This is a genomic window from Streptosporangium becharense, from assembly GCF_014204985.1.
GTDB lineage: Bacteria > Actinomycetota > Actinomycetes > Streptosporangiales > Streptosporangiaceae > Streptosporangium > Streptosporangium becharense.
Window position 1 is genome coordinate 6,372,289 of sequence record NZ_JACHMP010000001.1, and the last position, 13,125, is coordinate 6,385,413.

At 72.4% G+C, this 13,125-nt stretch carries 9 protein-coding genes; 6 read left to right on the plus strand and 3 right to left on the minus strand.

Features of this window, described 5'->3' with window-relative positions; genetic code table 11:
- Positions 1 to 23: 23 nt before the first annotated feature.
- A complete protein-coding gene (locus tag F4562_RS27855; protein WP_184541493.1) occupies positions 24 to 842 on the plus strand; it encodes a GNAT family N-acetyltransferase in 819 nt (272 codons plus the stop codon).
- Here the strand turns inward: F4562_RS27855 and F4562_RS27860 are convergent.
- Positions 766 to 1,794, minus strand: a complete 1,029-nt coding sequence (locus tag F4562_RS27860) for a glycosyltransferase family 2 protein (RefSeq protein WP_184541492.1) — start codon at positions 1,792 to 1,794, stop codon at positions 766 to 768. The two genes, F4562_RS27855 and F4562_RS27860, sit on opposite strands and share 77 nt — an antisense overlap.
- On the opposite strand from F4562_RS27860, the gene F4562_RS27865 reads away from it, so the two are divergent.
- The 3 genes from F4562_RS27865 to rfbB all read left to right on the plus strand — a co-directional run bounded on the left by F4562_RS27865 (position 1,775) and on the right by rfbB (position 4,602).
- Entirely contained in the window at positions 1,775 to 2,338 is a 564-nt protein-coding gene (locus tag F4562_RS27865) for a GtrA family protein (RefSeq protein ID WP_184541491.1), read from the plus strand. The genes F4562_RS27860 and F4562_RS27865 overlap by 20 nt on opposite strands.
- Before the next feature lie 222 nt (positions 2,339 to 2,560).
- Positions 2,561 to 3,628 (plus strand): glucose-1-phosphate thymidylyltransferase, encoded by a 1,068-nt coding sequence (locus tag F4562_RS35365; protein ID WP_184541490.1) that lies wholly within the window; start codon positions 2,561 to 2,563, stop codon positions 3,626 to 3,628.
- Positions 3,625 to 4,602 (plus strand): dTDP-glucose 4,6-dehydratase, encoded by a 978-nt coding sequence (gene rfbB, locus F4562_RS27875; protein ID WP_184541489.1) that lies wholly within the window; start codon positions 3,625 to 3,627, stop codon positions 4,600 to 4,602. Before F4562_RS35365 ends, rfbB begins: the two co-directional genes overlap by 4 nt.
- 146 nt (positions 4,603 to 4,748) lie before the next feature.
- On the opposite strand, the gene F4562_RS27880 is transcribed toward rfbB, so the two are convergent.
- The gene (locus F4562_RS27880) at positions 4,749 to 6,869 is read right to left on the minus strand and encodes a DUF4082 domain-containing protein (RefSeq protein ID WP_184541488.1); all 2,121 of its coding nucleotides are present in this window, start codon (positions 6,867 to 6,869) and stop codon (positions 4,749 to 4,751) included.
- Positions 6,870 to 7,503: 634 nt separating this feature from the next.
- Here F4562_RS27880 and F4562_RS27885 point away from each other — a divergent pair.
- Entirely contained in the window at positions 7,504 to 8,763 is a 1,260-nt protein-coding gene (locus F4562_RS27885) for a nucleotide sugar dehydrogenase (protein WP_184541487.1), read from the plus strand.
- 166 nt (positions 8,764 to 8,929) lie between these two features.
- Here the strand turns inward: F4562_RS27885 and F4562_RS27890 are convergent, their stop codons facing one another.
- Positions 8,930 to 9,313: a carboxymuconolactone decarboxylase family protein gene (locus F4562_RS27890; protein WP_184541486.1), complete on the minus strand. Its 384-nt coding sequence runs from the start codon at positions 9,311 to 9,313 to the stop codon at positions 8,930 to 8,932.
- 344 nt (positions 9,314 to 9,657) lie between these two features.
- Between F4562_RS27890 and F4562_RS27895 the strand changes: the two genes are divergently transcribed.
- The gene (locus F4562_RS27895; protein ID WP_184541485.1) at positions 9,658 to 13,053 is read left to right on the plus strand and encodes an AfsR/SARP family transcriptional regulator; all 3,396 of its coding nucleotides are present in this window, start codon (positions 9,658 to 9,660) and stop codon (positions 13,051 to 13,053) included.
- Positions 13,054 to 13,125 lie beyond the last annotated feature (72 nt).

Genomic DNA, 13,125 nt, shown 5'->3' on the forward strand with positions numbered 1-13,125 from the left:
CCGCCGGTCTGCGAGGTGAGCTGATGTCGTGGCAGGACGTGACCGAGGCGCGGGACGTCCGCGCCGTGGCGTCACCGCTGGAGTCGGCCAGGTTCGGCCTGACGGTGGAGCGCGTCACCGTCCCGGCCGGGTCGGGGGCGTCGTTCGCCGAGGTCGGGGCGGCGGTGCTGGAGTCGGCCGCGGACGTCGTCGTGCTCCGCTACCCGGCCGAGCACGTCGGCTGGTTCGCCGGGCTGACCGGGCTCGGCGGGACCGCCGTGTTCGCCGACTCCCTGGTGTACTGGCGGCTGCCCGCCGGGGCGGGACGGGCGCCCGAGCCCGTGCCCGAGCTGTCGGTGAGCGGGCCGCCCGCCCCCGCCGAGGTGCGCGAGCTGGTCGCCGCCGTCTTCGCCGCGTACGGCAACCACTACCTGGCCAACCCGCTTCTCGATCCGGCGGCGGCGCTGGCGGGCTACCAGGAGTGGGCGTCGCGCGCCGCCGCCGGGGGCGGCTGCCTGACGCTGGAGCACCGGGAGGCGGGGGAGGGGCGGCCACGCCTGGCCGGTCTGGCCACCCTGGAGGACGAGGGGCCGCGCACCGAGATCCTGCTCGCCGGGGTGGTCCCCGGGCTGCAGGGACGCGGCCTGTACGCCCACCTGCTGCGGGCGGTGGAGGAACGCGCGCTCGCGCGTGGAGCGACGGAGGTCGTCATCTCCACCCAGGGGCACAACACGCGGGTTCAACGGGCATGGGCGAGGTACGGGTTCGAGCCGGTGCAGACGCTGCTCACCGTTCATCTGGTGCGGAGCCCGCTCCCGCGCGCGCACGGCCGTGACCCGCTCCCGCTCGCCGGGGAACGCTAGCGCCGTGGTCCCTGGGGACGGCGTCGTCCGGCGACCCGGCGCGTTCGCACACCACGTAGGCCGGCCGGCCCATGTTGTTGCCGTGGACGCGGCCGACGTACTCGCCGAGGATGCCGATGGACATCAACTGGGCCGAGGAGAACAGCGCGACCATCGAGGCGACGGTGGTGAACCCGGCCACCGTGGTGTCGCCCGCGGCGAAGCGCCACAGCACCACGGCGCCCAGCACCAGGCCGACGACACCGGCCGCGAACCCGAGGTAGCTGGCCGCGCGCAGCGGGGCCGTGCTGTAGCCGACGAGCATGTTCACCGTGTGCCGGACCAGCAGGCGCGGGGTGTAGTTCGACCGCCCGCTGCCCCGCTCGTCCATGTGCACCCTGACCGAGCCCACCCGCGACGTGGCCCACGACAGGGCCACGTCGATCGACACGTGCGGCCCCGTCAGCTCCTCGAACCCGTCGCGCAGCCGCGTCCGGAACGCCCGGAAGGCGCTGATCGCGCGGGCACCGCGGACGCCCAGCGCACCGGCCAGGCCCGCCTTCACCGAGCGGGACGCGAGGCTGCGCAGGAACCCGTGCTCCTCCTCGTGCGGGACCCCGTAGACCAGGTCCAGGCGGTCGCCCTCCAGGGCGGCCAGCAGCAGGGGGATCTGCTCCGGCGGGTGCTGAAGGTCGTCGTCCATCGTGACGACCACCTCCGAGCGCGCCTCCCTGATCCCGGCGGCCAGCGCGTTGTGCTGACCGTAGTTGCGGGACAGGCGGACCGCCCGGACGGCGTCGAACCGCCGGGCGAGGTCGGCGGCCGTCTCCCAGGTGTCATCGGGGCTGCCGTCGACCACGAGGATCACCTCGTGGCGGGCGGACGCCTCGCGCAGCACGGGCACCAGCCTGGTCACCAGCTCAGGAAGGGTCCGCGCGGAGCGGTAACACGGAATGACCACCGACACCGACATAAATCCCCCCGATCGTTTCCACGGCCGAATGTCACCATTCGCCGCCACCCCAGTGATCACGATTCGGAGTGACCGTAACATGGTTGAAGTGGAAAGCCGAGTCAAGCGCGGCGCCGATTCATATTCCAGGCGTCGTGCCGTGATCTCGGTTCTTGGCGGACACCGCATCACATACCTGATGTCCGGTGCCGCGACGGCCGTCGTCTATTACTGTCTCCTTGGTCTCGGACTTGCGGTGGCCGGTGATTCCATCCCTTATCTTTTCCTGGTCGTGGTCTGCAATTTCATGACCGTGGTGATCGTCTACCCGTGGTACAGGCTGGTGGTCTTCCGCTCCTCCGGAGAGTCCTGGATCCGCGGCTACCTGCGCTTCTACCTGGTCTGCCTGAGTTTCCTGGGGGCCTCGCTGGCCGGCCTCCCGCTTCTGGTGGAATTGGTGGGAATTCCGGTCATGGTGGCGCAGGGCCTGATAATAATCGCGAGCCCCCCGCTGACCTACGCGATCCACCGGACCTGGACGTTCCGCGACCGCGGCAAGCGCTGAAAAGGGGAGGGAGAACACGGCGGGACGGTCGCGGAAGCCGCCGGAAACCGGCCGGGGAACACTCCGGCGCCACCGGGAGAACCCCCGATAAGGGAAACGCGCCGCACGCTCTTCGCCAAGCCGTCCGAGCGGCGGAAGGCCCCCGGAAGGGGCCCCGCATAAAATCGGGCGGTCGGGCCGGCCGGCATGGCCGGATGTTCCTCGCGGAAGGATCCGAAAAGCGTGAAGGCACTCGTTCTGACCGGGGGGAAGGGGACGAGACTCCGTCCGCTGACCCATACCTCGGCCAAACAGCTGGTTCCCGTCGCCAACAAACCCGTGCTCTTCTACGGGCTGGAGGCGATCCGCGACGCGGGGATCACCAGCGTCGGCATGGTCGTCGGCGACACCGCCGACGAGGTGCGCGCGGCCGTCGGCGACGGCTCGCGGTTCGGCCTCGACGTCACCTACATCCGCCAGCAGGCGCCGCTCGGCCTCGCCCACTGCGTGCTGATCGCCCGCGACTTCCTCGCCGACGAGCCGTTCGTGATGTACCTGGGCGACAACTTCCTGGTGGGCGGTATCACCGACCTGGTCGAGGCCTTCGAGCGGGCCGACTACGACGCGCAGATCCTGCTCACCAGGGTCGCCGAACCGCAGTTCTACGGGGTGGCCGAGCTCGGCCCGGGGGGTGAGATCGTCGGGCTCCAGGAGAAGCCGGAACACCCGCGCAGCGACCTGGCGATCGTCGGGGTCTACATCTTCTCCCCGGCCGTCCACGAGGCGGTCCGAGCCGTCACGCCGTCCGCCCGCGGCGAACTGGAGATCACCGACGCCATCGCCTGGCTCATCGGCAACGGCTCCCGCGTCCACTCGCACCTCGTCAGCGGCTACTGGAAGGACACCGGCCGCCTCCAGGACATGCTGGAGTGCAACCGGATCGTCCTGGAACGGGTCGAACCCGACATCAGGGGGACGGTGGACGGCCTGAGTGAGATCAGCGGGCGGGTCGTCGTCGAGCCGGGCGCGGTGGTGGAGAACTCCGTCCTGCGCGGGCCGATCGTGATCGGCGCGAACACCAAGATCCTCTCCTCCTACGTCGGCCCCTTCACCTCGATCGGCTCCGGATGCCTGATCGAGAACGCCGAGATCGAGTACTCCATCGTGCTGGACGGCTCCTCGGTCCAGGGCGTCTCCCGGGTCGCGCACTCCCTCATCGGACGCAACGTCGAGGTCAGCCGGGCGAACGGCGTGGCCAACACCCACCAGCTCATGGTGGGCGACCACAGCAGGATCCAGGTGCGCGCGTGAGAATCCTCGTCACCGGCGGCGCCGGTTTCATCGGGTCCCACTACGTCCGGTCCCTGCTGCTCGGCTCCCTGCCCGGGTACGAGGACGTCCGGCTGACGGTCCTGGACAAGCTCACCTACGCGGGCAACCTCGCCAACCTCGCCCCGGTGGACGGGCATCCCGGCTACACGTTCGTCCACGGCGACGTCACCGACGCGCGGCTGCTCGCCGACGTCGTCCCCGGGCACGACGCGGTGGTGAACTTCGCGGCCGAGAGCCACGTCGACCGGTCCATCACCGGCGCGGGCGACTTCGTGACGACGAACGTGCTGGGCACCCAGCGGATCCTGCAGGCCGCGCTGGAGGGCGGGACCGGCACGGTCGTCCAGGTCTCCACCGACGAGGTGTACGGCTCCATCGAGGAGGGGGCGTGGGACGAGGACGAGCCGCTGCTGCCGAACTCGCCCTACTCGGCGGCCAAGGCCGGGGGCGACCTGCTCTGCCGCGCCTACCACCGGACCCACGGGCTCGACGTGCGGGTGACCCGCTGCTCCAACAACTACGGCCCCTACCAGTACCCCGAGAAGCTCATCCCGCTCTTCGTCACCAACCTCCTCGACGGGCGGAAGGTGCCGCTCTACGGTGACGGGCTCAACGTGCGCGACTGGCTGCACGTGGACGACCACTGCCGGGGCGTCCAGACGGTGCTGGAGAAGGGCTCACCGGGTGAGGTGTACAACATCGGCGGCGGCGTGGAGCTGACCAACCGCGAGCTGACCGGGCGGCTGCTGACCGCCCTCGGTCGGGGGTGGGAGGAGGTCGAACCGGTGGCCGACCGGCTCGGGCACGACCGCCGCTACTCCGTCGACTGGTCGAAGGTGCGCGGCCTCGGCTACGAGCCGCGGGTCGGCTTCGAGGAGGGGTTGGCCGGGGTGGTGCGGTGGTACCGGGACAACCCGGAATGGTGGCGCCCGCTCCGGGAGCGGGCGTCCTGATCCCCGGATCCCGGGGTGTTCCCGCCGTCCGCGACGGACGGCGGGAACACCCCGGCCCCGTGACCGGCGGTGCGGGCACCCGGCCCGGTGACCCGTGCGAGGCGCGGGTCACCGGGCCGGGGCGGCCCTCCTCGTGGCGGGCCGCGTCAGTTCTCGTGGAAGATCGGGTCCACCCAGTAGTTCGTCGCCTGGAAGCCGAGCGACGGGAAGATGTTGTTCGCGTTGTACCGGTAGACGCCGTTGACACCCTGGACGCCGTCGGCGAGGGCGACCAGGGAGCCGTTGGCGTACTGGGACGTGAAGTAGGGCCGGGTCACCGAGTAGTAGCCGGACGTGGTGTGGTACGAGGCCACGTAGGTGGTGTTGGCGGTGACGTTGACCGGTGCCGGGAAGTTCACCTGCTGCCAGCCCGAAGCGGTCTCGTTGGTGAAGTCGGCTTCGGCCAGGAGCTGGCCGTTGCTGGCCCACAGGGTCGCGACGTGCTGGCCGGTGTTCTGCGGCCCCTTGTAGAACCGGATGCCGCTCACCTTCCCGTTCACCGTCGTCCTGAACTTGACGCCGACGGTGATCGGCTGGTCGTCGGGGTACGACACGATGGCCGGCACCGCGACCTCGTCCCAGAGGCTGTTCGTCGGGGTGAACACCACGTCGACCCAGTAGTTCGTCGTCTGGTAGGAGGTGGACGGGAAGGAGTTCGTCGCCCCGTAGGTGTACACGCCGTTGCCGCCCGAGGCGGCGGAGGTGGGGGCGACGAGCGGACCGTTGGTCCGCTGCGCGGTGAAGTAGGGCCTGGTCGTGGAGTAGTAGCCGGACGTGGTGTGGTACGAGGCCACGTAGGTGGTGCCGGCGGCGATCGCCACCGGCGTCGAGAAGTTCACCTGCTGCCAGCCGGAGGCGGTCTCGTCGGTGAAGACGGCGTTGGCCAGGAGCTGGCCGGTGCTCGTCCACAGGCTGCCGGTGTGGGTGCCGGTGTTCTGTGTCCCCTTGTAGAAGCGGACTGCGGTGACGGTGCCGCTCGTCGTCGCCCGGAACTTGACGCCGACGGTGATCGCCTGGGCGTCGGGCTGCGACGCGACGGCGGGTGTCGCCGCCTTGTCCCACAGGCTGTCGGACATGTTCTGCTCGACGGGGGGCGACGTGCTCGGCGCGAAGTGGATCACGGCCTCGTGGTCGAAGGTGTCACCCCCGAGGTAGACGGCGGTGAGCTGGTGCGGACCCGGCCCCAGGTCGTCGATCGTGATCCGGGCCGGGCCCGAGGCGTTGTGCAGGGCCGAGCCCAGGACGGTGGAGCCGTCCTTGAAGACCACCTCGCCGGCGGGCACGAGTGAGCCGGTGACCGGCTGCACCGTGGCCGTCAGGGTGACCGGGTCACCCCTCCAGGCGGGGTTGGTCGAGGAGGTCAGGGTCGTAGTGGTCGGCGGGTCGTCCGGCAGGTGGAGGCGGGTGGCCGGGATGCTGTTGGTGCCCTGGATGGAGAGCGTGCCGTCGAGGGCCATCAGGCGGCCCGCGGCGGTGGCGCCGAAGCCCACCGAGACGGAGTCGTCGGCGAGGAGGTTGCCGCGGAAGGTGGCGTACGTGCCCAGGGTGGCGGATCCGTCGATCTGCCAGAAGAGGTTGTCGGCCTGGGCGCCGCGCAGGAGGCTGATGTTGCCGACGTTCGCCACGTTCAGGCTGGAGGCCTGGAAGATGAAGACGGCGTCCGGGTCGCCCTGAGCGTCGAGGCGGAGGGTGCCGTTGATGGAGAAGGTGCCGTTGACCGAGGTGTAGACGCCCGGCCCCCTGGTCGTACCGCCCAGCTGGGCGGCGATGTTGCCGGTGGGCGTGCGTCCGGCGGCGTCGTCGTAGGCGGCGACCGCGTCGGCCTTGGCCGCCGCGGCGGTGGCGTTGCCCGCGTGGATGCCGCCTCCCGAGACGATGCCGGGCGGGAAGCCGGAGACCGAGGCCCCCGGGCTCACCCCGAGGTTCCCGGTGACCGTGGTGGAGTTCACGTTCGTCACCGAGGTCCCGGCCAGCACCGCGAACGACGCGGCGTCGCCGAGGTCCACCGGATCGACCGCGTACGCCGTGCCCGTCGTGCCCGCGGTGCCCGCGAGCGCACCCGCCATCAGGACGGCGGTCATGGACACCCGCAGCCAGGCGCGGCCGGCGCGTCGCGGGCGGGAGGGAAGACGCCGGGAGAGCGGAAGGCTCCGGGAACGTCCGGCGTCGGTCGTGGGTGCGGCCGTCCCGGCCGCTCTGTCGAGCGCGTCGCGAACGGGTCTGTGCATGCGACACAACTCCTTACTTTTCTTGTGCGTTCGCAGGCGCCCGGCAGGGTCCGTCGCCTGTCTCCCGTCATAGATGATCATTGACGTTTCTGCGGTCTTCGTATGACTTGTCGTACAAATCACAAGGGACCGGTGAAAATGGGCGGCGAGGGAATTCGCCGGGATGTCGTCACGCCGTTTCGGGCGTCACGTCGCCCGCTGACGACTGTGCCGTGAAGGCCGGTGTGCGGGAGCGTATGCGCGATCAAGAAAGAGGTCTCTTGATGTGCGAGTGGGAGAGAATTTACTAGCCGGTACTTCCAAATATTACTTACTTTTCGGCATTAAATCGGTGTCCGTGCTGCTTGTCGGGCTCTCGTCCGGCTCGGCATCCGGGGCCGCTTGCCTGTCCATGTCTCCGCGCCGCTACTTCTGTGGGCTATTTACTGATAAAAGGTATATGTGTGGATTTACAAGGATTTGAGGGTGTGTGGGGGTGGAGGGGAGTTATCTGTGCCGGCTTCGATTTCGTTTCGCTGCCTTTCCGGCCGAGAGACGCGCGACACGCCCGGACAACGGCCGGAACGGCGATGCGCCAACCCGGGGCTTTTACAGTCGGCTCGTATTCTCCTCTCGAAGCGACGGAGGTCCTGATATGGGAGAGAAACTGGTCGTGGTGGGCCAGGGGTACGTCGGCCTGCCCCTCGCGATGCGGGCGGTCACGGCCGGCTTCGACGTCGTGGGGATCGACGTCGACCGATGGCGGATCAAGCGGCTCAACGCCGGGGAGTCCTACGTCGAGGACGTCGGCGACGAGATGCTGGCCGTCGCCCACCGCTCGGGCCGCTACCTGGCGAGCACCGACTACGCCGACGCCGACGCCTTCGACGTCTGCGTGATAACCGTGCCGACGCCCCTGCGCGAGGGCGTGCCCGACCTCAGCCACATCGGCTCCGCGGGCCGCTCCGTCGCCCCGCTGCTGCGCCAGGGCGCCACGGTGATCCTGGAGTCCACCACCTACCCCGGCACCACGGAGGAGTATCTGCTGCCCCTGCTGGAGGACGGCTCGGGGCTACGGGTGTGCGAGGGCTTCCACCTGGGTTACAGCCCCGAGCGCATCGACCCGGGCAACACGCGTTGGCGCCTGGAGAACACCCCGAAGGTCGTCTCCGGGATCGACGAGGCGTCCCTGGACCGGGTCCGGGAGTTCTACGGCCGGATCGTGCAGGAGGTCGTCCCGGTCTCCTCGCTCCAGGTGGCCGAGCTGTGCAAGCTCCTGGAGAACACCTTCAGGCACGTCAACATCGCCCTGGTGAACGAGCTGTCGATCTTCGCGCAGCAGCTCGGGATCGACGTCTGGGAGGCCATCGACGCCGCCTCCAGCAAACCGTTCGGCTACATGCGGTTCACCCCGGGGCCCGGCGTCGGCGGGCACTGCCTGCCCATCGACCCGTCGTACCTGTCGTGGCGGGTCAAGCGGAGCCTGGGGCACAACTTCCAGTTCGTGGAACTGGCCAACGACATCAACGACCACATGCCGGACCATGTCGTGCACCGGCTGTCCCTCGCGCTGAACCGGCGCCGCAAACCGGTCAACGGGAGCCGGGTGCTCGCCCTGGGCCTGGCGTACAAGAAGAACGCCGGCGACTGCCGCGAGTCGCCCGCGATCGAGGTGGTCAAGGCGCTGCGCAAGCTGGGCGCCGACGTGTGCGCCGCCGACCCGCACGTGGACGGGCTGATGCTGCCCACCGGCATCGAGATGGTCGAGCCGACGGCCCGGGAGCTCGCCGCGGCGGACGCGGTGGTGATCCTCACCGACCACGACCGCTTCGACTACGGGCTCGTGCAGCGGGAGAGCGCCTTCGTCTTCGACACCCGCAACCGCTGCCGCGGGCCCAACGTCGAGCGGCTCTGACACCGGGACGCGACCGCCCGGCGCGTCCGGCCCGGGCGGGCTCCCGCCGGGCACGCCGCCCGGCGTGCCCGGCCCGGCACGCCCCGGTGGGCGGGCTCCCCGCGGCCCGCCGTCCCGGGCCGTCCGCGGCCCGCCGTCCGGCCGCCGCGGGCCGCGCCGTCGCGCGCTAGGCGTCCATGACGCGGGCGATGAGCTCCTCGACCTGGCCGTTGAGCCTGGAACCCCGCGGCCACCCGGCGTAGTAGGTGAGGAAGACGACCACCTCGCGCAGCTCGTCGGGGGTGAGGTCACCGGTCCGCAGTGCGGCGTCCAGCTGGAGCTCCACCGCGTCGTCCATGCCCTGGCCGACGAGGAGACCCAGCAGGAGCATGCGCCGGTCGCGCATGGAGAGCGCGTCCCTGGACCAGACCTCGGCGAACAGGTGCTCGACGGTCAGGCCGAAGAAGTCACCGGGGCCGTCCTTGGCCTGGTCCCTGCCGTACACCTGTCTCATGATCTCCAAACCGCGGGTCCGGCGGTCGCGCGCGGTGTCGTCCGGGTGGTCGCTCATGGGGCACTCCGAGTCCGTGGGCCGTCCGGTCAGCGGCGGGTCCGGCCGGTGGGTCTCCGTCCCGCCGGTCCTCGCCGGTTCCAGTGCCGAAGAGATCTTCTTGGATTCTGACATGTAGAAATATGTCGTGTAGAGAATCGTGCGTTGTCACCGGGGTGGCGGCCACAGGTCATGCCGTCCGGGCCGTGCCCGCGACGGTGCCGGAGCGGGTGCGGAAGGGCCGCCGGACCCGCCGTCCGGCACCCGGCCGCCGTGCGTCCCACCCATGCGATCACGACAGGCGGACCGGGGCGCGCTCCGGCCGGTGACCTTCCGGGCCGCGGACGAGCCCCGATAATCGACCCATGCGGTTCGACATCCTCGGCCCCACCCGGATCCGGCGCGGCGACGGCGGCGAGATCCCCCCGGGCGGGCCGGGGATGCGCGCTCTGCTGGTGCTCCTCCTCCTCGACGCGGGGAAGGTCGTGACCGCCGAGCGGCTGGTCACCGGCCTGTACGGGGCGGACGCCCCCGCGGGCGTGGCCAACGCCCTGCAGTCACGGGTCTCCCGGCTGCGCCGGGTGCTGGGCGTCCGGGACGTGGTCGAGTACCATCCGGCGGGTTACCGGCTCGCGGCCGACCCCGGCGCGGTCGACGCGCATCGTTTCGAGCGGCTCGCCGCCGGGGGACGCCGGGCACTCGCGGCCGGTGAGCACGGCCGAGCCGCCGCGCTGCTGGAGGAGGCGCTCGGTCTCTGGCGCGGTCCGGCGCTGGCCGACGTCGGCGACGCGCCGTTCGCCCCGGCGGCCTCGGCCCGGCTGGAAGAGCTCCGGCTCGACTGCGTGGAGGACCGCGTCCAGGCCGGCCTGGAGCTGGGCCGGCACCGGGAGCTGGTGGCGGAGCTCCGGGAGCTGGCTGCCGCCCACCCGCTCAGGGAGCGGCTGCACGCGCAGCTCATGCGGGCCCTGTACGGCGCGGGGCGCCAAGCCGAGGCGCTGGAGGTCTACCGCCGGGCCAGGCGGGTCCTCGGCGAGGAGCTCGGCGTCGACCCGTCGGCCGAGCTGACGGCCGTCCACCTGGCCATGCTCAGAGCCGACCCGGCCCTGGGGGTGACGCGTACCGGTCCGGTACCGGGCACGCTGCTGCCCCCTCCGGCCCCGGGCCCGGATCCGACCGGTTTCGCCGCCGCCGCTCCGGGTGCCGGTTCCGGCGAGGGCCCCGTCCCGGCCTCGGGTGCCGGTTCCGGCGAGAACCCCGGTTCGGCCGGCCCGCTCACCGCCCCCGTCCCGGACACCGGGCTGTCCGGGCCCGCCGAGTGCGCCGGGCCCGCCCGGCTGGGGCTGCGTGCCCAGCTGACCAGCTTCGTCGGCCGCGAGGACGAGATGTCCCGGCTGCGCGCGCTGCTCGGCCGGGCGAGGCTGGTCACCCTCGTCGGCCCCGGCGGCGCGGGCAAGACCCGGCTGGCCGGGGAGGTCGCCGCCGGGGACCGGGCCGACGTGTGCTTCGCCGAGCTGGCCCCCGTCGCCGACGGCGCGGAGGCGGCGCAGACCGTCCTCGGCGCGCTGGGCGTCCGCGACGCGGGGTTGCTCCCGCCCCCGGAACCCGGCCGCCCGGTGCCGAGCCCCCTGGCCCGGCTCACCGCGGCGCTGCACGGCCGCCCGATGCTGCTCGTCCTGGACAACTGCGAGCATCTGGTGGCGGAGGTCGCCCACCTCGCCGACCGGTTGCTGGCCGCCTGCCCCCGGCTGCGGATCCTGGCCACCAGCAGGGAGGCGCTCGGCATCACCGGCGAGGCGATCCACCCGGTCGGGCCGCTGCCGGTGCCGCCGGCGGGCACGGCCGCGGAGGAGGCGGCGACCGTGCCCGCAGTACGGCTCTTCGCCGACCGGGCGTCCGCCGTCCGTCCCGGGTTCGGTGTCGACGAGGCCAACGTCGGGCAGGTGCTGGATGTCTGCCGGGCGCTGGACGGCCTGCCGCTCGCCCTGGAGCTGGCCGCCGCGCGTCTGCGTTCCCTGCCGCTGGCGGAGGTCGCCTCCCGGCTGGGCGACCGGTTCCGGCTGCTGTCGCGGGGCAGCCGCACCGCGCTGCCCCGCCACCAGACGCTCCGCGCGGTGGTCGCCTGGAGCTGGGACCTCCTCGACGACGCCGAACGGCTCCTGGCCGCCCGGCTGACCGTCTTCGCGGGCGGCGCGACCCCGGGGGCCGCCGCACGGGTGTGCGGGCTGCCGGAGGCCGAGGCCGTCGACCTGCTGAGCTCCCTGGCGGAGAAGTCGCTCGTCGAACAGGTGGGCGGTCGCTACCGGATGCTGGAGACCATCCGCGCGTACTGCGCGGAACGGCTGGCCGAGCGCGGCGAGACCGAGGAGCGCCGGGAGGCGCACGGCGCGTACTACGCGGACCTGGTGGCCGAGGCCGATCCCGCGCTGCGAGGCGCGGGGCAACTGGAGTGGCTGCGGCGGCTGGACGAGGAGGGCGACGACCTGCACGCGGCCCTGCGCTGGGCCGCCGCCACCGGCCGGGCCGCGCTGGGGCTGCGGCTGGTGGCCGGGCTCGCCATGTACTGGTGGGTGCGGGGACGCCGCTCGGAGGGGGCGGGCCTGGCCGCCGACCTCCTCGGCGCGATCGGGCCCGCCCCGGTCGAGGGGCTGGAGGAGGAGTACGCGATGTGCGTGCTCGTCGCCTCCTCCGGTGAGCGGCGGTCGCCGGAGCCGCCCGCCCCGCCGGAGACGGTCGCACCGCTCGTCCCGCCGATCGGCCGGCCGCACCGGTACCCGCTCCTGGCCATGATGTGGTCCATGTTCACCGGCCCGGCCTCCGTCAGCCCGGAGGAGATCGGGCCGGGGCCGGCCGGGGAGCGGTGGGACGGTGTCACCGACCCGTGGCTGCGTGCCCTGCTCCGGTTCGGCTACGGCTTCCTCCTGCAGCACCGAGGTGACGCCGTCGCGGCCGAGCGCGCCTTCGGCGAGGCACTGGGCCTGTTCCGCGCGGTGGGGGAGCGGTGGGGGAGCGCGCTCACCCTGATGGAGCTCGCCGACTGCGCCGACCTGCGCGATGACCGGGCGGCCTCGCGTGCCCTGGCCGGTGAGGCGCTGCGGCTGGCCGAGGAGCTCGGGTCGGTCGAGGACATCGCCGAACTCGTCCACCGCCGGGCCCGGTGGGCCGTCCGCGACGGCGACCTCGAGACGGCGCGGGCCGAGTACCTCCTGACGGCCGAGCACGCCCGCCGGGCGGGTGCGCCTGAGATCCTGGCCAAGGCCCACCGGGGCCTCGGCGAGGTCGCCCGGCTCCGCGGGGACCTCGCCGAGGCCCTGGCCCACGCCCGCAGGGCCCTGGAGGTGTGCCCGCTGGAGTGGTACACCGCGGAGGAGACCCGGCTGCGCGTCACCGTCGACCTGGGACGGATCGCCGCGTCGGGCGGTGACGTCGCCGCGGCGAGGGCCCGGTACGGCGAGGTGCTCGTCCCGGCGCTCTCCCGGTACCCGTCCGTGGCGGGTGCGGCCGTCGAGGGCCTGGCGGAGGCGGCGCTGCTGGAGGGGGACACGGCCGGCGCCGCCCGCCTGCTGGGGGCGGCCGTCGCGCTGAGCGGGGCCGCCGTCCCCCGCGGGACCGCCCCGCCCGCCGCCCATCCCGCCACCCATCCCGACGTCGTCCGCGTCGCCGAGGCCGCCCGTGCCCGGCTCGGCGCCGACGCGTACGAGGAGGAGTGGCTCACCGGCGCACGCCTGTCACGCGACGAGGTGGCCGCGCTCCTCGGCCTGTGACGGGGCCCGCCGGCCCGTACCCGTGCGATGGGCAGCCGGTCGCCGGCCCGTACGCGTGCGGCCGACGGCCGG